Below are 17,766 nucleotides of genomic sequence, written 5' to 3'. Positions count from 1 at the left end.
TGGAAAAATGCAAAAGCCCGCGCCAATATGCAGGATTCGTGCAGGATGGAAGGGAAAGGAAGGCCGCTGGACGTCACGGAGGAGGACCTCGCGCTGATCAACGCCCTGCAGATCGCCCCGCGGCTGAGCTGGGCCGACGCCGCGGAGGTCCTGGGCGTGCACGCCACCACCCTGGCCGCGCGGTGGGAGCGCCTCACTGCCGCCGGCGCCGCCTGGGTCACGGCACACCCGATGGGGGATCCGCAGAAGATGTGCCTCGCGTTCGTGGACGTCGAATGCGAGCTGCACCGCCGGGCGGAGGTCACCCAGGCACTGGCGGCGGTGCCCGAGATCGTCACCGTGGAGGAGGCGGCGAGCAACCGGGACCTGATGCTGACGGTCATCACCGGTTCCCTGCAGCACTTCACCGCTGTGGCGTCAAAGCTGCATGCCATTGAAGGACTGGTCAAATATCAGACCTCCCTTGCCACCCGGCTGCACACCGGCGCCTATGCCTGGCGCATCAACGTCCTCAACCGCAGCCAGATCCAGGCGCTCAGGGCCCTCGCCGGACCCGAGGCCGCAGGGTCAGCGCCCTCCGCGGCGGTGGGGGAGCCGCTGCCCGCCAGCCACCTCGCGATCCTGCCCTTCCTGTCGAAGGACGGCCGGGCGACCGCGGCGGAAATCGCCAGGGCGCTGGACCGGCATCCGGCAACCGTGCAGCGCCAGCTGAACAGGGTGCTCGCCAGCGGCGTCCTTTCCTTCCGCTGCGAGATTGCGCAGAGGTATTCGGGCTTCCCGGTGACCTGCCACTGGTTCGCCAACGTCCCGCCCGGCCAGCATGAAGCGGCGGCCGAGGAGCTCCGCAGCTTCCGGAATGTGCGGTTGAGCGCTTCCACCACCGGGCGCACCAACTTCGTCATCATCATGTGGCTGCAGTCGCTCGCCGACGTCATGACCGCTGAGCTGGCCCTTCAGCAGGGCATCCCGGGCATCGAACTGGTGGAGAGCGTGGTCATGCTGAGGACGGTCAAGCGCGTGGGCTGGATGCTCAACCCCGATTCGACGGCCAGCGGTGACGTTGTCGCCGTGACCACCGGCGCCCCCGAGTTGGTGGGCTGACCGTGCGCGAATCTGCCGTGTCCGCTCCTCCGGGCTCTGGGATTCTCCAGCGCCCCTACGTGCTGGTGACGGTGGGCGCCTGTGCCCTGGTGTTCCTGGCCGCGTTCGAGTCCCTCGCCGTCACCACCGTCATGCCCGTTGTGAGCCGGGAACTCGGCGGGGCCGGCCTGTACGCGCTCGCTTTCGCGGGCCCGCTGGCCACCGGCGTGATCGGCATGGTGGGCGCCGGAAACTGGTCCGACAGGCGCGGGCCCGTCGGCCCGCTGCTCGCCTCCGTGGCTGTCTTCGCACTGGGCCTGCTGGTGGCAGGCACAGCCGGCACCATGTGGGCGGTGGTGGCGGGCCGGCTGGTGCAGGGGCTGGGCGGCGGCGCCATGACGGTGGCCCTGTACGTGGTGGTGGCACGGGTCTATCCGGCCGTCCTGCACCCCAAGATCTTCGCCGCCTTCTCCGCCGCGTGGGTGATCCCGTCGCTCGTGGGGCCGTTCGCCGCCGGGCTCGTGGCCCAGCTGGCGAGCTGGCACTGGGTGTTCCTGGGCGTCGTCGTGCTGGTGCTCCCTGCCCTGGCGATGCTGTTTCCTGCCCTGCGCGGCGTCAGGTCCGGCAACGCTAACGGCAACGCTAACGGCAACGCCAACGGGAACGGTTCCGGCGGTGGAAGCGCGTCAGGTCCGGCGGGTGCCCCGGCGCCCTGGGCGCTGGGGCGGCTGGCCTGGGCGGCCTTGGCCGCGCTGGCGGTACTGGGCCTGAATCTGTCCTCCGGGCTTCCGGTGGCCGGACCGCTCCTGGCGGGGGCCGCCGTCGTCATTGCACTGCTGGCCGTCAGGCCGCTGGTGCCGCGGGGAACCCTCACAGCCCGGCGGGGCCTGCCCAGCGTGATCCTCATCCGCGGACTGGTCGCGGCCGGCTTCTTCGGTGCCGAGGTATACCTCCCGTACCTGCTCGTGGAGCGCTACGCCTTCTCACCCACCTTCGCCGGCCTCACGCTGACCGGCGGAGCCCTCGCCTGGGCGGCGGCGTCGGGCGTCCAGAGCCGTCTGGGCGGGAGGCTGGGCAGCCCGGTCGCCGTGCGGGTCGGCTCGGTGATGGTGCTGCTGGCGATCGCCCTGGCCCTGGTGACCACCGCGCTTGGCTGGCCGGCCGCCGTCGCAATTGCCGGCTGGTCCTTGCCGGCGGCGGCATGGGACTCATGTATCCGCGGCTGAGCGTGATGACGCTGGCACTTTCCACGCCGGACACGGAGGGCTTCAACAGTTCGGCGATGTCCATATCCGACTCGCTCGGCGGCGCCCTCGCGCTCGCCGCCACGGGGATCGTGTTCACGGCGTTTACGACGACGGCGGCCTCCTTCGCCGGCGTCTTCGCGCTGACCGCGGTGATCGCCGCAGCCGCGGTCGCCATAGCCCACCGCGTCGCCCGCTAGCGTCAGATGCGGGGGAGGACCTTGTAGTACAGGTGGGTCACGGCGTCGCCCTGGATCACCGCTGTCTGCTCCAATTTCACCGGGGCCGCGGCTAGGTTGTCGAAGAACCGGATGCCGTGGCCGAGGATCCACGGCGCCAGGTTCACCCGGATCTCCTCCACCAGTCCGGCGTCGATCGCCTGCCGGATGATGTCCGGCCCGGCCAGGGCCACGTCCTTGTCCCCGGCCAGCGCGGTGGCAGTTCTCACCGCATCCGAGAACCCGGTGGTGACGAACGTGTACGGGATGCCGTCGCGGGGCCAGCCATCCGGGACGGAATGGCTGAGGACAACGATGGGGCAGTCGATGGGGTGCTGGCCGCCCCAGCCGTCCGTCAGGTCGAAGATCCGGCGGCCCACCAGCATGGCGCCGGCCGTGGACATGGTGCGCCGCAGGTGCACGGCGCTGGCTTCGGTTACGTGCCAGGTCATGTCCGGTCTGGCCGTGGAAACCTCCACCGGGCCGTTGTTGTACCAGTCGAACAGGCCATTGACGGAGTCGTCGGGGAGGGCGATGAAGCCGTCCAGGGACATCGTCATCTCGGCGACCAACCTGGCCATCCGTGCGCTCCTCTCAGGCGGCGTCCGTGGTGATTCGGGTGGCTCGCAGGACGGCGTCGGCGAGCACGGCCGACTGCCCGTCCGGGCCAGTGGCCTCCCGTTCCCGGCTCGCTGCAACATCCACGCGCCACCCGGGCGGTGCGATGCCGAGTTCGGCCGCGGCCTGCTCCGCCGTGAAGAACATCTCCGAATTCGCGCGGCCGTCGCCCCCGTGCGAGTGGCTGTCTTCGTCCGCCTGGCTCCGCCAGGGCGGCAGGCCGTCGGGGTGGTGGCCGACAATCAGCAGCGTCCCGCCCGGGCGCACTGCACCTGCGGCCACCCGGTGCGGCCGCTGCCACGGAGCCGCGGTGGAGTGCAGGAACTGGGCGGACACGAGATCGAACTGCTCCTCCGGCGCCCACGCATCAAGGTCGCGCTGCAGCCACGTGATGCGGTTCCCGGCTGCTGAGGCCGCGGCGTGCTGTTCGGCCCGTTCCAGCGCGACGGCGGAGACGTCCACCGCTGTCACCGTCCAGCCCTGCTCGGCGAGCCACAGGGCATCGGCACCCTCTCCGCAGCCCAGGTCCAGGGCGGTCCCGGGCTCCAGCCCGGCTGCTTCGGCCACCAGCTGCGGGTTGGGCCGGCCGCTCCACACGCGTGGCCGGCTCCGGTACATCTCATCCCAATGGCGCGCGGCGCCGCCGTTCCCCTCGTGGTCCATGGGACATACCCTGCCACAGAATCCGGGGTCCAACCAGAACGCGTCAGGGAAGCAGGACAACCACGTTTTGCGATTCGTCCGCGAACACCGGATAGCTGCGCAGGGGCCCGGTTCCGGTGGTCGAGCAGCCGGTCTGCAGCTCAAACGCGTGCTGGTGCAGCGGGCACATCACCACGGAGCCGTCGATGGTGCCGTCGGCGATGGGGCCGCCCTTGTGCGGGCAGACGGCGGACACCGCGCGGAGGGAACCGTCCCGGAGGCGGAACACCGCGATCTGTTCACCGCCCACGCCGTACGCCCGCCCCTCGCCCACAGGGATCTGGTCCACGGGGCCGAGGACGTGCAGCCCACCGCCGGACAGCCCACTGCCGTCCAGTCCACCGCCGGGCAGACCGGCGCTCATCGGACCGGCACCTGGGGTAGCACCTCGAGCGGGAGCGAAGTGCGGAACTGGCCGGGGGTGAAGGGGTCGTTGCCTTCATTCCACGGATCCACGTAGGCGTCGACCGACTCCTGCATGGCGGCGTCCAGCTGCGCAGCCAGACCTTCGGCGTCGTCGACGATGACCGCACGGAGGTGTTCGATCCCCACGCGCGGCACGAAGGCATACGTGCGTTCAAGCCAGTTGGCGCGTTCCCGGTAGTACTGCATGAACCGCCCGGCCAGCAGCGTCACGGTCTCGGGATCGTCCACGGTGGCCAGCAGGTCCCCCTTGCGGATGTGGGCGCCCGCCGCACCGCCGACATAGATCTCCCAGCGTCCGCCGTCGACCGCCACTACCCCCACGTCCTTGACCAGCGATTCAGCGCAGTTCCGCGGACAGCCGGACACCGCGAGCTTCAGCTTCGCCGGCGATTCGATGCCCTGGAACCGCGACTCGATCTCGATTCCCAGCTTCGTCGAATCACCCGTGCCGAAGCGGCAGAACTCCTGCCCCACGCAGGTCTTGACGGTCCGGAAGCTCTTGCCGTACGCGTAGCCTGACGGCATCTCCAGGTCCGCCCAGACCTTCGGCAGGTCCTCCTTGGGAACCCCGAGCAGGTCAATCCGCTGCCCACCCGTCAGCTTCACCATGGGAATGTTGTATTTGTCCGCGACGTCGGCGATCCGGCGGAGCTGCTCCGGGGAGGTCACCCCGCCTTTCATCTGCGGTACCACCGAGAAGGTGCCGTCGCGCTGGATGTTGGCGTGGACCCGGTCGTTGACGAACCGCGCATCACGCTCGTCGATGTACTCACCGGCCCACATCATCTTCAGCAGGGACGCCAGCCCCATCTTCGACTTCGCGTCCTCCGCACCTCCAGGAGCCAGCGCCGCGAACACGGCAGACACGGACCGCAGGCCCTGCTCCCGGATCGCCGCCATCAGCGCGGCCTTCTCCAGAGGAACGCCGGGAACGTAGTAGGCGGCCGCCGGGTCCTCATCCACGGCACCGTCGGCGGCCCATTCCACCACCTGCCGGACCAGCAGCTTGCAGGATCCGCAGCCCTTGCCGGCCCGGGTGGCGTCCATGACGCCGGACAGCGTGGTGCAGCCGCCCTTGACTGTGTCAGTGATCGCCTGTTTGCTGACGCCGTTGCAGTTGCAGACCTGGGCATCGCCGTCGAGTTCGGCCACACCGTCTTCCTCGCCGGGTCCGCCGAGATCGAACAGCAGCGAGACCCGTTCCTCAGGCAGCGGCAGCCCGCGGTCGAACGCCTGCGTCAGGTAGGCCACCTTGCGGCTGTCCCCGAGCAGCGTTGCGCCCACGATCTTGCTGTCGCGGATCACGATGGACTTGAACACGCCCCTGCTGGGCTCGGAAAACACCACGTGCTCGTCGGTGTCCCGTTCCGGGGCCTGGAGCCCCATGGAAGCGACGTCGACGCCCGCCACCTTGAGTTTCGTGGCTGTGCGGGAGCCCAGGTAGGTGGCCTTCGGATTGGCTCCGGTGACGTGGTCGGCCAGCACTGCGGCCTGCTCCCAGAGCGGCGCCACCAGCCCGTAGACCTCGCCGCGGTGCTGGACGCACTCACCAACGGCGTAGATCTCGTCCTCGTCCGGGACACGCATGTGGTCGTCCACCACGATGGCCCGCTCCACCGGCAGGCCGCTGGTCACGGCCACCTCCACATTGGGGCGGATTCCGGCGGCCACCACCACCATGTCGCATGCGATGTCCGGCGCGTCCCGCAGCTGGACGCCGCGCACCTTGTCGCCGCCCAGGATGGCGGTGGTCCGGCTGCTCGTGTGGACCCTGATCCCGAGCGCCTCGACGCTCCGGCGCAGGACCGCGCCGCCGTCGGGCCCCATCTGGGCGTTCATCAGGTGCCCGCCGGAATGGACGACGTCGACGCCGATGCCGTGGCTTTGCAGGCCCCGTGCAGCTTCCAGCCCCAGCAGTCCGCCCCCGATCACGACGGCGCGCCGGTGGTGGTCCTCCTGGGCGTAGGACACCATGCCCCGGGTGTCGTCGATGGTGCGGAAAGCGAACACTCCGGGCAGCAGCCGCCCGCCTGGCGTGTACAGCCCTTCGACGGCGGGCATGAACGAGCGGCTGCCGGTGGCGATGATCAGGACGTCGTACGGGGTGGCGCGGCCGTCGTCGGAAAAGACCAGCTTGGCGAAACGGTCGATCTTTTCGACCCGGACGCCCGCGTGCAGCGTGATGTCATTCTCCCGGTACCAGTCCAGCGAATTCAGGAAAATGCCGCCGGCGTCCTCTTCCCCGGACAGGACATGGCTGAGCATGATCCGGTTGTAGTTGCCGTAGGGCTCGTCGCCGAACATGGTGATCCTGTGCTGGACAGCGCCGCCGCGGGCCAGGATTTCCTCGACGGCGCGGGCACCGGCCATCCCGTTACCGATCACCACCAGCCGGCGGCGGGTGTCAGCCGGCGTGCTCCGCCCGGAGCGGCTGGCGAGGGCCGTCATCAGTGCTCCACCATGCCCATGTCGACCACGACAGACCCACTGACCCCCGTGTCCGCCAGCAGCCTCAGCTCGATCAGCGAGCCGCCGTCGATGTCTTCCACAACGCGGAGCGGGACGTGGACGTCGCCCCTGGCCGCAATCGGGAAGTACCGCATGGGCACGCCGTCGCGCATCAGCACCACCGTGATCAGCTCCCCGGACGAGTTGCCGCCGCGGAAATACAGGGTCTGGTTGATAACGCCGTCCGGGACGAAATGGGAGAGCTGGCTGTGGATGGGCACGGCTTTTTCGAGCCCGGCACCGTCGAACGGGAAGATGCCCTGAAGGAAGATGTTCTTCAAGATCACGGTCAGATCCTTTCGGCGGAGGAACGCTGCGGCCACTGGCATCAGCCCGGCATGAGTCCATCCTTCGCCGCACGTGTTACAGCGCCCGGCGGCCTGTGTAATTTCCGCATAACACCTTCCTCACCGTCTTCCGGACGTGTACCTGCCGAAGAAAACTGGAGAAGGAAAACAAAACCGCGCTGCGGACCACCGGGGTGGCCGCAGCGCGGTTCTCTGGATGCTATCTGTCGGGGCGGAAGGATCTAGGCCTTGGTGGTGCCGGTGGCAGCGGAGACGCTGGTGCCCTCGGCCTTCCATTCCTCGATCCGGGCCTGCTGCAGCGGCGTCTGGCGGTTGAAGTACCAGGCGGCGCCCAGCAGCAGGAACCACACCGGTGCCACAACCAGCGCGAGGCGGGTGTCCTCGGCCTGGGCCAGCGCCACCAGCATGAACACGAAGAACGCCAGGACCACGTAGGGCATGAAGGCAGAGCCCGGCATCTTGAAGGCGGACGCCTCGTGGAGTTCCGGCCGGCGGCGGCGGAACACGATGTAGCTGATGAGGATCATCGACCAGACGAACATGGTCAGCACCGATGCCACGGAGGTGACGATGGTGAAGGCGCCGATCACGGAGTCGCCCGCGTACAGCAGGACCAGGCCGGCCAGCAGGAAGATGCAGGAGAACAGCAGCGCGTTCTGCGGAACCTTGCGGGAGCTCAGCTTGCCGAAGGCCTTCGGAGCGTTGCCGTCCTGCGCCAGGCCGTAGACCATGCGCGAGGTGGAGTAGATGCCCGAGTTGGCGCTGGAGGCGGCCGAGGTCAGGACCACCAGGTTGATCACGACGGCGGCGATCCCCAGGCCGGCGAGGGTGAACATGCCGATGAACGGGCTGCTGGCGGCGTCGATGCTCCGCCACGGGTTGACGGCCATGATAACCACCAGGGCGCCGACGTAGAAGAGCAGGACGCGGATGGGGATGGAGTTGATGGCCCGGGGCAGGTTCTTCTCCGGGTCCTTGGTTTCGGCGGCCGCCGTGCCCACGAGTTCGATGCCGGCAAAGGCGAAGATGGCGATCTGGAAACCGAGGATGAAGCCGAACATCCCGTGCGGGAACATGCCGCCGTCGTTCCACATGTTCGCCAGGTTGGCCACCGCTCCGCTCGGCGAGGTGAAGTTGGTGGCGATCATGACGACGCCCGTGGCGATCAGGGCAAGGATAGCCACCACCTTGATGATGGCGAACCAGAATTCCGCTTCGCCGAAGGCCTTGACCGTGGGGAGGTTCAGCAGGATGAGTACCACGGGCGTGATCAGTGCCGGGACCCAGAGGGGCGTGCCCGGAGCGAGTTTGTCCACGTAGCCGGCGATGGCCACGATATCGGCCACGCCCGTCACCACCCAGAAGAACCAGTAGGACCAGCCGGTGAAGAAGCCTGCCCAGGGGCCCAGGATGTCGCCGGCGAAGTCGCTGAAGGACTTGTAGTTCAGGTTGGAGAGCAGGATCTCACCCATGGCCCGCATGACGAAGAACAGCATGAAGCCGATGATCATGTACACGAAGATGACGGACGGGCCGGCAAGGGAGATGGTCTTGCCGGAGCCCATGAACAGGCCGGTGCCGATGGCGCCGCCGATGGCCAAAAGCTGGATGTGGCGGTTGCCGAGTCCGCGGGCGAGGTGCGGTTCCCTGCTCTGGTCGGGTTCAGCACGTTCTGTGGAGGGTTGAACGGAAATGCTGGTGGTGCGTTCAGACATCAAGTCTTCTTCTTCCTTGTCACAGGTGCCGGCACATGCAGGAGGTTGCCGTGCCGGCCGCGTCGGTCCGCCGGATATGTGACGGAACTAACAATTGGGATGGTGTTAAGACTATGAGCGGCGGAACGCGGCAAGTGTGAGCCTGCCGCCCGCGCCGCCTGACAGCGGGCAGGCGGGAGGCCTGCGCGCCGGGCGGATCGGTGCGGCCGGAAATGCGCATTCCCGCAGTCCAGCCGGGAATCAGGCCTGCCGGCAGGAAATTCGCAGTGAGTGCGCAACGCCGCAATAGTCTTCGACATATGTCCAGCATGCCAGCCTCAAATGTCGTCCATTGTTGTCCGTGAGCTGCGTCACGCGTTTTCGGGCGGCGCTGCGAAGGGGCGAGGGCCCCGGACGGGCGTCCCCGGCTGAGGCCGCGAAGGGACCGGGAAAGGACCAGGAAAGGGCGCAAAAAGGGCGCCGGAAAGGGCCCGGGGCGCGCTGATGCTAGACTGGTGGAACTTGATGTGCAGTGATGCCCGCTTCTGGTGGGCTTTTTTCATGTGAGAGGCACATCCTGCGTCGATGAACGCTATTGGTCCCGGCGGCCGCTGTTTGAACACTGGCAGCAGCCCGGTTGACCACCTGACTTTTCTTCGGCGACCCCCTGGGCCAACCGGCGTAGGGGGCCGATATCCGCTGGATACCGCCTGAAAGACCCTGATAAACGCATATGACTACTTTTGCTGCCCTCGGCACGCCCAAGGCACTCGCCGAAACGCTGACCGCCCAGGGAATCGTTGAACCGTTCCCCATCCAGGTCAAGACCCTCCCGGACACCCTGGCCGGACGCGACGTCCTGGGCCGCGGCCGCACCGGCTCCGGCAAGACCATTGCCTTCGCAATCCCGCTTGTAGCACGACTCGCTGAGCGGGAAGCCAAGCACTTCCGCAAGCCGGGCCGCCCGATGGGCCTGGTCCTTGCGCCGACCCGCGAGCTGGCAACCCAGATCAACGCCACCATCGAGCCGATGGCCAAGGCCATGGGCCTGAACACCACAGTGATCTACGGCGGCATCTCCCAGGCGCGCCAGGAGAAGGCGCTGCGAGCCGGCGTCGACATCGTCATCGCCTGCCCGGGCCGGCTGGAGGACCTGATCCGCCAGCGCATCCTGACCCTCGAAGCTGTCGAGGTCACAGTGCTCGACGAGGCCGACCACATGGCCGACCTCGGCTTCCTGCCCGTGGTCAAGAAGCTCATGGACATGACCCCCAGCCAAGGCCAGCGCCTGCTGTTCTCCGCCACCCTGGACAACGGCGTGGACAAGATCGTCCAGCGCTACCTGTCCAACCCGCTGACCCACTCCGTGGATGACCCGCAGGCCGCGGTGACCACCATGGAACACCACGTGCTGGTGGTCAACGACCAGACCGTCAAGAAGCAGCTGATTGTCGAGCTCGCTTCGGGTGCCGGCCGCCGCGTGCTCTTCATGCGGACCAAGCACCACGCCCGCAAGCTTGCCAAGACCCTGACCGACGCCGGCATCCCGGCCGTCGACCTGCACGGCAACCTGTCGCAGAACGCCCGTGACCGCAACCTCGCCGAGTTCTCCTCCGGTGACGTCCGCGTCCTGGTGGCCACCGACGTCGCCGCCCGCGGCGTCCACGTCGACGACGTCGAACTGGTCATCCACGTCGACCCGCCCACCGAACACAAGGCTTACCTGCACCGCTCCGGCCGTACCGCCCGTGCCGGCTCCGACGGCACCGTGGTCACGTTGACCCTGCCGGAGCAGCAGACGGACGTCAGGAAGCTCATGAAGGCTGCCGGCGTCGAGGTCACTTTCGAGCGGGTCACCGCCGGCTCGCCGATCGTTGCCGAACTGGTGGGCGAGATGGCTGACAAGATCGATCCCCGCACCCGCGCCGCACTGCTCGCCGCGAAGGCGGCGCAGCAGGGTGGCGGCAAGTCCACCGGTGCCAACGCCGAGCGCAAGCGCGCACGCCGCCAGGCATCACCCACGGCCGGTGGCCGGGGCGGTCGCGGAGGCCGCGGGCGGGTTTCCGCCGAGGCTCCCCGCACGGACCTGCCCCGCGCCGAACGCCGTGCCGTGGCCTACGAGGGCCGCGCCGCTGCCCGCGACGCTGTAGAGCGCGTGGCTGAGCAGAACGAGGACCGCGCCACTGCGGCAGCTGCAGCCCGCCGCAACGCCCGTGGCCGCGGCACTGCCGCCAGCACGCACCGCAACGACGTCCCTGCGGCTGGTGGCCGCTCGTCGGCTGGCCGCGGTTCGGATGGGCGTGCGGCGGAGGGCCGGGGCGATTCCCGCTTTACGCGCAGCGAAGCTCCCCGTGGCGGCACCGGCCGCCCGAGCACCGGCGGCCAGCGGAACGGGCGTCCAGCCACGGGTCAGCGGGCAGCTGCCGGCAGCAAGGCCGGCGGCAACGCTCCGGTCTGGTCTTCCACCAGCGGCGGCACGTCCGGCGGCTCGTACTCGGGCGGTTCCTCCTCGGGCGGCAGCGGCCGCTCCGGTGACGGCCGTCCGGCCCGGAAGGCCCCGCGCCGCGCGACGGCCCCGGCGTCGAACGAGCGCCGCGGCCGCTAACACCGCGCCTTCGCCACGTAAAGTAGCTGGCGATACACAAAATGCCGGCCGCTACGGATATATCCGTAGCGGCCGGCATTTTCGCGCGCGCAAATCAGTACGCGCAATGCCAGGCCGAACGCGCAGTGCAAGCTTTACCAGCCGCGGGCGCGCCACTCCTCAAGGTGCGGGCGCTCGGCGCCGAGCGTGGTGGGCTTGCCATGGCCCGGGTGCACCACGGTGTCGTCCGGGTAGACGTCGAAGATCCGCTCGGTGACGTCGGTGAGCAGCTGGTTGAACCGCTCCGGGTCCTTCTGGGTGTTGCCCACGCCGCCGGGGAACAGCGAGTCACCGGAGAAGATGTGGGCCGGTCCCTCCGGATCCTGATAGACCAGCGCCACCGAACCGGGGGTGTGGCCGCGCAGGTGGACGGCCGTGACGTCGAACCCGTCGAAGTTGCCGACGTCGCAGTGGTCCAGCAGCACGTCCACCGGCACGGGCAGTTCCGGAGCGTCGTCGGTGCCGGCAGCGGTCTTGGCTCCCGTGGCTGCGACGAGGCCCGGCAGTGCCCGCACGTGGTCCCAGTGCTGGTGCGTAGTGGCGATGAGTGCCAGCTTCGGCTCGCCGAAGGTGTCCGCGGTGGCGTCCGCGAGCAGGCCCTGGATGGCCGGCAGGTCATCCGCGGCGTCAATCAGCAGCTGCGCTCCGGACCCCTTGGCCGTCAGCAGATACACGTTGTTGTCCATCTCGCTGACCGAGATCCGGCGGATGGTGATGTCCCGAAGTGAGTGAATGAGCGTGTCCATGAGCCCAGTCTAGGGATGAGCCCAGTCTAGGGAGCGGGACCAGCCCCGCGCCGCCGGGCAGGGGCCGCCGGCAGCATCTTGAGCCCGGCCGCGCATCCCACAATGCCCGCGATGAACAGCACCTTGAGGAGGCTGAAGGGCTCGACGCCGGTGGCCATGGCCCAGCCGACCGTCAGGGCCGCGCCGATCCCCACCCAGACGGCGTAGGCGGTGCCGAGCGGCATGTGCTTCACCGCCATGCCCAGGCCCTGCATGCTGAGCGCGGCCGTCACCAGGAAAACAACTGTAGGCAGTGGCCGGGTCAGGCCGTCGGACAGGCCCAGTGCCGTGGCCCAGACAGCTTCCAGGACGGCGGAGGCGAGCAGGATAATCCAGGCCGTGGCAGGCTTCGCGAGCATCACGCCACCGCCTTCAGGCCAACCACGCATGCGGCGATGCCGGCGAGCAGCAGCAGCCGCGCGGCCGTCGGCCGTTCAACTTTGGCCACGATCGCGTAGGCGGACGTCAGCACCACGCCCACGCCGACCCACACCGCGTAGGCGGTTCCGGTGGGAATGGACTGCATCGCGATGCCGAGGCCTGCCGTGCTGGCCACGACCGCGACGAGGAAGAGAACCCCGGCGGCGGCCCGGCGCCGTCCCGAAGACCGGGACGCCCGGTGCAGCGCTGCCGCCCACACCGCCTCGAGGGCGCCGGAAAGAATGAGGATGAACCACGACATGACAGATCCTTTGGCCAGTCTTGTCGCGCACCGGGTACTGAACCGTCGTCCGGAGGTCCGGGGGAAGGGGACCTTGGCTTTTACCCTAGCAATCGCCCGACGGCGGTGGCCACCGTTGGTGCCAAATCTCACCACCAGCGGGCGCTCGGGCTAGAGGGTGCCGCCGTCACCGTGCGTCGCCGTCAGCGCGCGCTGCGGTCAAGGGTGCCGGTCAGAGCTTGCCGCCGGCCGCTTCCGGTGCCGCGGCGTCGCGGCCGCCGTCGCCGATGGTTTCACGGGCCACGAAGTTCTCGATGTCGAAGGAGTTGTCCGCCCGCTCGGCGATGTTCAGAAGCGTGGTCATCGAGGCGACCTCCTCCACCTGTTCCTTGAGGAACCAGAGCATGAACTGCTCGCCGAGCGCGTCATCCTCGGCCCGAGCCGCGCGGAACAGGCTTTCGATGCTGCGGGTGACTTCCTTCTCCTGCTGGAGCGCGAGTCTGAGCGGGTCCGTTACCGAAGCAAAGTCGTTGCGGACGGCGGGCACACCAGGGATAGGGACGGCGACGCCACGGTCCACCATGTACTGGACCATCATCATGGCGTGGTTGCGTTCCTCCACCGACTGCCGGTAGAAGTACCTGGCCAACTGGGGCAGGTCCTGGTTGGTGAACCAGACCGCCACGGCAATGTACTGCTGCGAGGCCGCGAATTCGTTGCCGATCTGGAGCAGCAGGAGATCACTGAATTTGGACTTGGTCATGGCACCGAGTCTAGGTTCCGGCACCGGCCGGGACCAGAGCTGCTTAGTCCGTCACCGGATCGATGGACACCACGGCCAGGAACCCACGACCCAGGATTTCCGGCGTTTGGCTGTCCGAACCCACCACTGCGTCGTAGCGGCCGAGTGCCACGGGCGGGCTGTCCTGCCCGCCGCTGCCGGACTCGGCGCTCCCCAGGCTGCTGGCGTTCCCCAGGCCGCCGGTATTTCCCGGGCTGACCGTGGCCTGGCCCTGCAGCAGGATGCCCAACTGGCCCTCGAACACGGGATGGGCCCGCTTCTTGGACAGCTCCACGATGGAGGTGTACGCCTTGAAGGCGCCCTCCCGGGCCATGACGTTGAGGTTGCGGATATCCCCGGTGGGCAGTGCCGAGGAGGAGGCCGCGCCGCCGGGAAAGCGGAAGGGCCGGTACTTTTCGAGCGGGTGCTCGGTCCCGTCCACGGCCAGCAACAGCAGTTCGCCCTCGACGACGGTCAGCACCCGCTCCGTCCCCGGAAAGGCGGAATACTCCCCGGCACTGGTGACGTCGGCGATGCTGACCCGCCAGTCCCACGCCCCGTCGCCAGAAGAAGCGGCCGCGGCAGAAGCGTCGCCACGATGGCTGGCCAGTTCGCGGGTGACCCCGCCGCCGTTGCGCCAGGGCTGGGGTTTGAGGTCGGCGAAGCGGATGATCTGCATCAGCCCAGCCTATCCGCGCGTTGCCCGCACACTCCCTCCCCGCGTAAAGTCGGCGACGGATCGCTGCGGTCGAGGGCGACGCTATCAACAACAAGGAGCCGATGAATGTTCGTCAAAGTCTGCGGCCTGAGCACGCCTGAATCAGTCCGGGAGGCCGTGGAAGCCGGAGCGGACGCCGTCGGCTTTGTCCTGACGGCCAGCCCCCGCGTGGTGTCGCCCGCGCAGGTCACCCAGCTCGTGAAGGCCGTGCCCGATGGTGTGGCCGCCGTCGGCGTATTCCGCGCCGAACCGGCCGCCGACGCGGTGGCCATCGCCCGCGCCGCCGGGCTGAGCTGGATCCAGCTCCACGGTGAGCGGACACCCGACGACGTAAAAACAGCGCACGACGCCGGTATGAAGGTCATCCGCGCCGTCACCATGGGTGACGCACCAGACGCGTTTGCCAACTGGGGAGAGGAACTGCTGCTCATCGACGCCGCGGTTCCCGGTTCCGGCGAGGCCTGGGACTACGGTTCCGTGCGCGCCAAAGGCCTGGAGGGACGGCAATGGCTCCTGGCCGGCGGCCTTGACCCCGCCAACGTGTCCCAGGCCGCCCGCGATGCCGGCGCATGGGGCGTGGACGTCTCCTCCGGCGTCGAACAAAGCAGGGGAGTGAAGGACCTGGCCAAGATCAGGGCGTTCGTGACGTCAGCTAAAGGCTGACCGTCGCGTGACCACTGCCTTCCCCGCCTCGTGACTCTGTCCACGCGCGCCCGGACACCCGCGGCACCCCTCTACGCTGCCGGATTCGTGACCGCGTTCGGCGCCCACAGCGTTGCCGCCGGCATGGGCGCGCAGAGCGGCAACATCGGCCTGAGCCTGCTGAACCTGGGAATCCTGCTGGCCGTCTACGACATCTCCGAGGTGTTCCTCAAGCCCGTCTTTGGCGCGTTGAGCGACCGGATCGGCGCCAAACCGGTCGTCGTCGGCGGACTCATCGGCTTCGCCGCTCTGTCCCTGATCGGCCTGTGGGCCGCCGATCCGCTGCTGCTGGGCCTTGCCCGCCTGGGCCAGGGGGCCGCCGCCTCGGCATTCTCCCCGGCGTCCTCGGCGATGGTGGCCCGGCTGTCGGCTGGGAAGAACGCCGGTACCTTCTTCGGCAGGTACGGGTCCTGGAAGAGCCTTGGATATGTGATCGGCCCGCTGCTCGGCGCCGGGCTGATTGCCGCCGGCGGCTTTGCGCTGCTGTTCGGGGCGCTGTCCGTGCTTGCCGCGGCCACCGCCGTGTGGGTCCTTCTCGCCGTGCCGCACTTGGCGCCGCTCCCGCGCCAGCGGTACACCGTGCTGGACCTGGCACGGCAGGTTGCTGAACGGAGGTTCCTGGTGCCCACCCTGGTGCTGGCAGCATCGATGGCGGCCATGGGGGCGGCTATCGGTTTCCTCCCGGCCCTTGCGGTGCAGCAGGGCATGGAGCCGGTGGCCGGCACCGCCGCCGTCAGCGTGCTGGCCGTGGCCTCGCTGCTGGTCCAGCCGCGGATCGGAGCGATGCGCGACATGCACCGGATCGGCGACGCCGGCGGAATGCGCACGGGCCTGCTGCTCACCGCCGCCGGTGTAGCCCTCGTGGCGGCAGCGCCGGGACCGGTCAGCATTTTTATCGCCGCGGCGGTCATTGGCGCCGGCGTCGGCGCGGCCACCCCGCTGGGCTTTGCGCATTTGGCGGACAGCACGCCGAAGGACAGGATGGGGCGGACCATGGGCTCGGCCGAACTGGGACGCGAACTCGGCGACGCCGGCGGCCCGCTCCTGGTGGGAGCCGTCGCCACCGCCGCCTCGCTCCCGCTCGGACTGGGGCTGCTCGCGCTGCTGGTCGCGGCTGCCGGGGTGCCGGGCCTCAGCCCAAGGGTGGATGCTGCCAAGGGTGAAGGTCCGCAGGCTGAAGGTTGAAGGGCCCGCAGGCTGAAGTTGGGCCCCCAGGCGGAAGTTAAGGGTTAAATCAGGGCAGATCCCGGGGCACACGAAGCTCCCCTACCGGCACAATGGACGGATGAAGACACTCCTGAACATTATCTGGCTGGTTTTCGGCGGTTTCTGGCTGGCGCTCGGTTACTTCGCCGCCGGAATCATCTGCTGCCTGCTCATCGTGACCATTCCCTGGGGCATCGCCTCCTTCCGGATCGCGTCCTACACCCTGTGGCCCTTCGGGCGGATGGTGGTGGATAAGCCGGGCGGAAACGGCGTGTTTTCGCTGCTCGGCAACGTGATCTGGCTGCTGGTGGCCGGCATCTGGATCGCCATAGGGCACGTGGTCACTGCTGTCGCCATGGCCCTGACCATCATCGGCATCCCTCTGGCCATCGCCAACCTGAAGCTGATTCCGGTGTCCCTGATGCCGCTGGGCAAGCAGATCGTGCCCACGGACAGGCCGTTCATCACCGCCTACCGCTGACCCGACGCCGGCCTGCCGGTCCAGGCGAAGCGCCGGTCAGGCCAGTTCGCCCTGCAGGTTCCGCCGGGCGGCGTCCAGCCACAGCTTTCGGGCCCGCTCGGTATGGAAGAGCGGGTCCAGTGCCAGCAGCTGGCGGACGACGGCGGCCCTTCCGGCGGCGAAATCGGCGTCGCCTATGTGTGCATAGTCTTCCCGGACGGCAGCCACGTACCGGGCGTAGGGTTCCGGTTCCCCGCCCAGAACCGACAGGTCGGCGTCGCAGAGGAGGGCGCCGTCGTCGTCCCCTTCTGCCGGCCGGTGATCCGACGTGAGCCGGACCAGCCGCGCCACTTCTTCCACATCGGCTTCCGGGAGGCCGGCCCGGCCGAGGCTGAGCTCGGCGAGCCGGGCGGATTCCTCCTCGTCCTGGCCGGCGACTCCCCGGTAGACGGCGTCGTGGAACCAGGCCGCCAGCACCACTGTGCGGGGAGGCCGGGCGGGCTCGGCCAGCAGGTCCAGGGCCTCCAGCACGGCCAGCAGGTGGGTGCAACCGTGGTACCTGCGGTGGCTCTCGCTCCAGCGGTCCAGCAGATCCAGGAACAGGGCGTCATGGCCTGGCATCACCATGTTCCAACGCGTAAGCAGGGGAGTCTTGAGGGACTTCGTTCGGCTGCGCGCCGGGATACGGAGCCCGCTGGCGATCAGTTTCCGGACCAGGACCCGCGCCTCCACTTCAATGGCGCCGGCGGCGACGAGATCGTCATAGCGGCGCTGCGGGACGTCATAGTGGTCGCCGTCGAAGGCCCGCTCCGGGATGCCCGCCGCGGCGGCGAAGGCGTGGAGCTCCGCCAGGGAGGTGTCCGAAATCAAGTGTGAAAACAGTGTTTCGTGGGCAGGCCAGAGCGGCGGATCGAGATAGACGGCCATGGGGGAGAGTCTAGTGCGCGCCCGCGCAGCACGGCATGGTTTGGGCGCGGTGCCATCCAAGGATTATTAACCCCTATAACTGGG

17 protein-coding genes, 1 pseudogene and 1 riboswitch are annotated in these 17,766 nt (G+C 68.6%); of the genes and pseudogenes, 6 read left to right on the top strand and 12 right to left on the bottom strand.

Annotated features, from left to right (window positions below):
• Nucleotides 1–45 precede the first annotated feature (45 nt).
• On the top strand, nucleotides 46–1,101 hold the full coding sequence (locus QFZ23_RS22495) for an Lrp/AsnC family transcriptional regulator (protein WP_306926388.1): 1,056 nt from the start codon (nucleotides 46–48) through the stop codon (nucleotides 1,099–1,101).
• Between the two features lie 2 nt (nucleotides 1,102–1,103).
• Nucleotides 1,104–2,524, top strand: a pseudogene (locus QFZ23_RS22490) (MFS transporter).
• 2 nt (nucleotides 2,525–2,526) lie between these two features.
• On the opposite strand, the gene QFZ23_RS22485 reads toward QFZ23_RS22490, so the two are convergent.
• The 6 genes from QFZ23_RS22485 to cycA all read right to left on the bottom strand — a co-directional run bounded on the left by QFZ23_RS22485 (nucleotide 2,527) and on the right by cycA (nucleotide 8,819).
• The gene (locus QFZ23_RS22485) at nucleotides 2,527–3,123 is read right to left on the bottom strand and encodes a dihydrofolate reductase family protein (RefSeq protein ID WP_306926386.1); all 597 of its coding nucleotides are present in this window, start codon (nucleotides 3,121–3,123) and stop codon (nucleotides 2,527–2,529) included.
• Between the two features lie 13 nt (nucleotides 3,124–3,136).
• Nucleotides 3,137–3,823: an SAM-dependent methyltransferase gene (locus tag QFZ23_RS22480; RefSeq protein ID WP_306926384.1), complete on the bottom strand. Its 687-nt coding sequence runs from the start codon at nucleotides 3,821–3,823 to the stop codon at nucleotides 3,137–3,139.
• A gap of 43 nt (nucleotides 3,824–3,866) precedes the next feature.
• Nucleotides 3,867–4,226 carry a Rieske (2Fe-2S) protein gene (locus QFZ23_RS22475; protein WP_306926382.1) on the bottom strand — a complete coding sequence of 120 codons (360 nt, stop codon included), beginning with the start codon at nucleotides 4,224–4,226 and terminating at the stop codon, nucleotides 3,867–3,869.
• Nucleotides 4,223–6,736, bottom strand: coding sequence for a nitrite reductase large subunit NirB (nirB, locus tag QFZ23_RS22470; protein ID WP_306926380.1), 2,514 nt, complete (start codon nucleotides 6,734–6,736; stop codon nucleotides 4,223–4,225). The genes QFZ23_RS22475 and nirB overlap by 4 nt, the downstream gene beginning before the upstream one ends.
• The gene (locus QFZ23_RS22465; RefSeq protein WP_190604760.1) at nucleotides 6,736–7,083 is read right to left on the bottom strand and encodes a molybdopterin oxidoreductase; all 348 of its coding nucleotides are present in this window, start codon (nucleotides 7,081–7,083) and stop codon (nucleotides 6,736–6,738) included. Before QFZ23_RS22465 ends, nirB begins: the two co-directional genes overlap by 1 nt.
• Before the next feature lie 242 nt (nucleotides 7,084–7,325).
• The gene (gene cycA / locus QFZ23_RS22460; protein WP_306926378.1) at nucleotides 7,326–8,819 is read right to left on the bottom strand and encodes a D-serine/D-alanine/glycine transporter; all 1,494 of its coding nucleotides are present in this window, start codon (nucleotides 8,817–8,819) and stop codon (nucleotides 7,326–7,328) included.
• Between the two features lie 712 nt (nucleotides 8,820–9,531).
• On the opposite strand from cycA, the gene QFZ23_RS22455 reads away from it, so the two are divergent.
• The gene (locus tag QFZ23_RS22455; protein WP_306926377.1) at nucleotides 9,532–11,403 is read left to right on the top strand and encodes a DEAD/DEAH box helicase; all 1,872 of its coding nucleotides are present in this window, start codon (nucleotides 9,532–9,534) and stop codon (nucleotides 11,401–11,403) included.
• A 134-nt stretch (nucleotides 11,404–11,537) separates the two neighbouring features.
• Here QFZ23_RS22455 and QFZ23_RS22450 read toward each other — a convergent pair whose 3' ends face one another.
• The 5 genes from QFZ23_RS22450 to QFZ23_RS22430 all read right to left on the bottom strand — a co-directional run bounded on the left by QFZ23_RS22450 (nucleotide 11,538) and on the right by QFZ23_RS22430 (nucleotide 14,348).
• Nucleotides 11,538–12,188, bottom strand: coding sequence for an MBL fold metallo-hydrolase (locus QFZ23_RS22450; protein ID WP_306926374.1), 651 nt, complete (start codon nucleotides 12,186–12,188; stop codon nucleotides 11,538–11,540).
• Nucleotides 12,189–12,214: 26 nt separating this feature from the next.
• Complete coding sequence (locus QFZ23_RS22445; protein ID WP_306926973.1) at nucleotides 12,215–12,586, bottom strand: DMT family transporter; 372 nt, start codon at nucleotides 12,584–12,586, stop codon at nucleotides 12,215–12,217.
• A complete protein-coding gene (locus QFZ23_RS22440; protein ID WP_306926371.1) occupies nucleotides 12,586–12,909 on the bottom strand; it encodes a DMT family transporter in 324 nt (107 codons plus the stop codon). The genes QFZ23_RS22445 and QFZ23_RS22440 overlap by 1 nt, the downstream gene beginning before the upstream one ends.
• 9 nt (nucleotides 12,910–12,918) lie before the next feature.
• Nucleotides 12,919–12,987: riboswitch (guanidine-III (ykkC-III) riboswitch) on the bottom strand.
• 133 nt (nucleotides 12,988–13,120) lie between these two features.
• Entirely contained in the window at nucleotides 13,121–13,651 is a 531-nt protein-coding gene (locus tag QFZ23_RS22435; RefSeq protein WP_306926369.1) for a ferritin, read from the bottom strand.
• A 43-nt stretch (nucleotides 13,652–13,694) separates the two neighbouring features.
• Complete coding sequence (locus QFZ23_RS22430) at nucleotides 13,695–14,348, bottom strand: HutD/Ves family protein (RefSeq protein ID WP_306926367.1); 654 nt, start codon at nucleotides 14,346–14,348, stop codon at nucleotides 13,695–13,697.
• 105 nt (nucleotides 14,349–14,453) lie between these two features.
• On the opposite strand from QFZ23_RS22430, the gene QFZ23_RS22425 reads away from it, so the two are divergent.
• The 3 genes from QFZ23_RS22425 to QFZ23_RS22415 all read left to right on the top strand — a co-directional run bounded on the left by QFZ23_RS22425 (nucleotide 14,454) and on the right by QFZ23_RS22415 (nucleotide 16,776).
• A complete protein-coding gene (locus tag QFZ23_RS22425) occupies nucleotides 14,454–15,050 on the top strand; it encodes a phosphoribosylanthranilate isomerase (protein ID WP_306926366.1) in 597 nt (198 codons plus the stop codon).
• A gap of 30 nt (nucleotides 15,051–15,080) precedes the next feature.
• Nucleotides 15,081–16,274 (top strand): MFS transporter, encoded by a 1,194-nt coding sequence (locus QFZ23_RS22420; protein ID WP_306926364.1) that lies wholly within the window; start codon nucleotides 15,081–15,083, stop codon nucleotides 16,272–16,274.
• 100 nt (nucleotides 16,275–16,374) lie between these two features.
• Nucleotides 16,375–16,776 carry a YccF domain-containing protein gene (locus tag QFZ23_RS22415; protein ID WP_306926363.1) on the top strand — a complete coding sequence of 134 codons (402 nt, stop codon included), beginning with the start codon at nucleotides 16,375–16,377 and terminating at the stop codon, nucleotides 16,774–16,776.
• A gap of 36 nt (nucleotides 16,777–16,812) precedes the next feature.
• Here QFZ23_RS22415 and QFZ23_RS22410 read toward each other — a convergent pair whose 3' ends face one another.
• Nucleotides 16,813–17,682 (bottom strand): DUF4031 domain-containing protein, encoded by an 870-nt coding sequence (locus QFZ23_RS22410; RefSeq protein WP_306926361.1) that lies wholly within the window; start codon nucleotides 17,680–17,682, stop codon nucleotides 16,813–16,815.
• Nucleotides 17,683–17,766: the final 84 nt, after the last annotated feature.

Source organism: Arthrobacter globiformis, from assembly GCF_030818015.1.
In the GTDB taxonomy this organism is placed as follows: Bacteria; Actinomycetota; Actinomycetes; order Actinomycetales; family Micrococcaceae; genus Arthrobacter; species Arthrobacter globiformis_C.
This window is presented reverse-complemented; position numbering and strand designations above follow the sequence as displayed.

What these genes read in the sequence shown, in the direction of transcription:
- QFZ23_RS22495 (WP_306926388.1), top strand. Translation starts at nt 46, where the DNA reads ATGGAAGGGAAAGGAAGGCCGCTGGACGTCACGGAGGAGGACCTCGCG.
- QFZ23_RS22485 (WP_306926386.1), bottom strand. Translation starts at nt 3,123, where the DNA reads ATGGCCAGGTTGGTCGCCGAGATGACGATGTCCCTGGACGGCTTCATC.
- QFZ23_RS22480 (WP_306926384.1), bottom strand. Translation starts at nt 3,823, where the DNA reads ATGGACCACGAGGGGAACGGCGGCGCCGCGCGCCATTGGGATGAGATG.
- QFZ23_RS22475 (WP_306926382.1), bottom strand. Translation starts at nt 4,226, where the DNA reads ATGAGCGCCGGTCTGCCCGGCGGTGGACTGGACGGCAGTGGGCTGTCC.
- nirB (WP_306926380.1), bottom strand. Translation starts at nt 6,736, where the DNA reads ATGACGGCCCTCGCCAGCCGCTCCGGGCGGAGCACGCCGGCTGACACC.
- cycA (WP_306926378.1), bottom strand. Translation starts at nt 8,819, where the DNA reads ATGTCTGAACGCACCACCAGCATTTCCGTTCAACCCTCCACAGAACGT.
- QFZ23_RS22455 (WP_306926377.1), top strand. Translation starts at nt 9,532, where the DNA reads ATGACTACTTTTGCTGCCCTCGGCACGCCCAAGGCACTCGCCGAAACG.
- QFZ23_RS22450 (WP_306926374.1), bottom strand. Translation starts at nt 12,188, where the DNA reads ATGGACACGCTCATTCACTCACTTCGGGACATCACCATCCGCCGGATC.
- QFZ23_RS22445 (WP_306926973.1), bottom strand. Translation starts at nt 12,586, where the DNA reads ATGCTCGCGAAGCCTGCCACGGCCTGGATTATCCTGCTCGCCTCCGCC.
- QFZ23_RS22440 (WP_306926371.1), bottom strand. Translation starts at nt 12,909, where the DNA reads ATGTCGTGGTTCATCCTCATTCTTTCCGGCGCCCTCGAGGCGGTGTGG.
- QFZ23_RS22435 (WP_306926369.1), bottom strand. Translation starts at nt 13,651, where the DNA reads ATGACCAAGTCCAAATTCAGTGATCTCCTGCTGCTCCAGATCGGCAAC.
- QFZ23_RS22430 (WP_306926367.1), bottom strand. Translation starts at nt 14,348, where the DNA reads ATGCAGATCATCCGCTTCGCCGACCTCAAACCCCAGCCCTGGCGCAAC.
- QFZ23_RS22425 (WP_306926366.1), top strand. Translation starts at nt 14,454, where the DNA reads ATGTTCGTCAAAGTCTGCGGCCTGAGCACGCCTGAATCAGTCCGGGAG.
- QFZ23_RS22415 (WP_306926363.1), top strand. Translation starts at nt 16,375, where the DNA reads ATGAAGACACTCCTGAACATTATCTGGCTGGTTTTCGGCGGTTTCTGG.
- QFZ23_RS22410 (WP_306926361.1), bottom strand. Translation starts at nt 17,682, where the DNA reads ATGGCCGTCTATCTCGATCCGCCGCTCTGGCCTGCCCACGAAACACTG.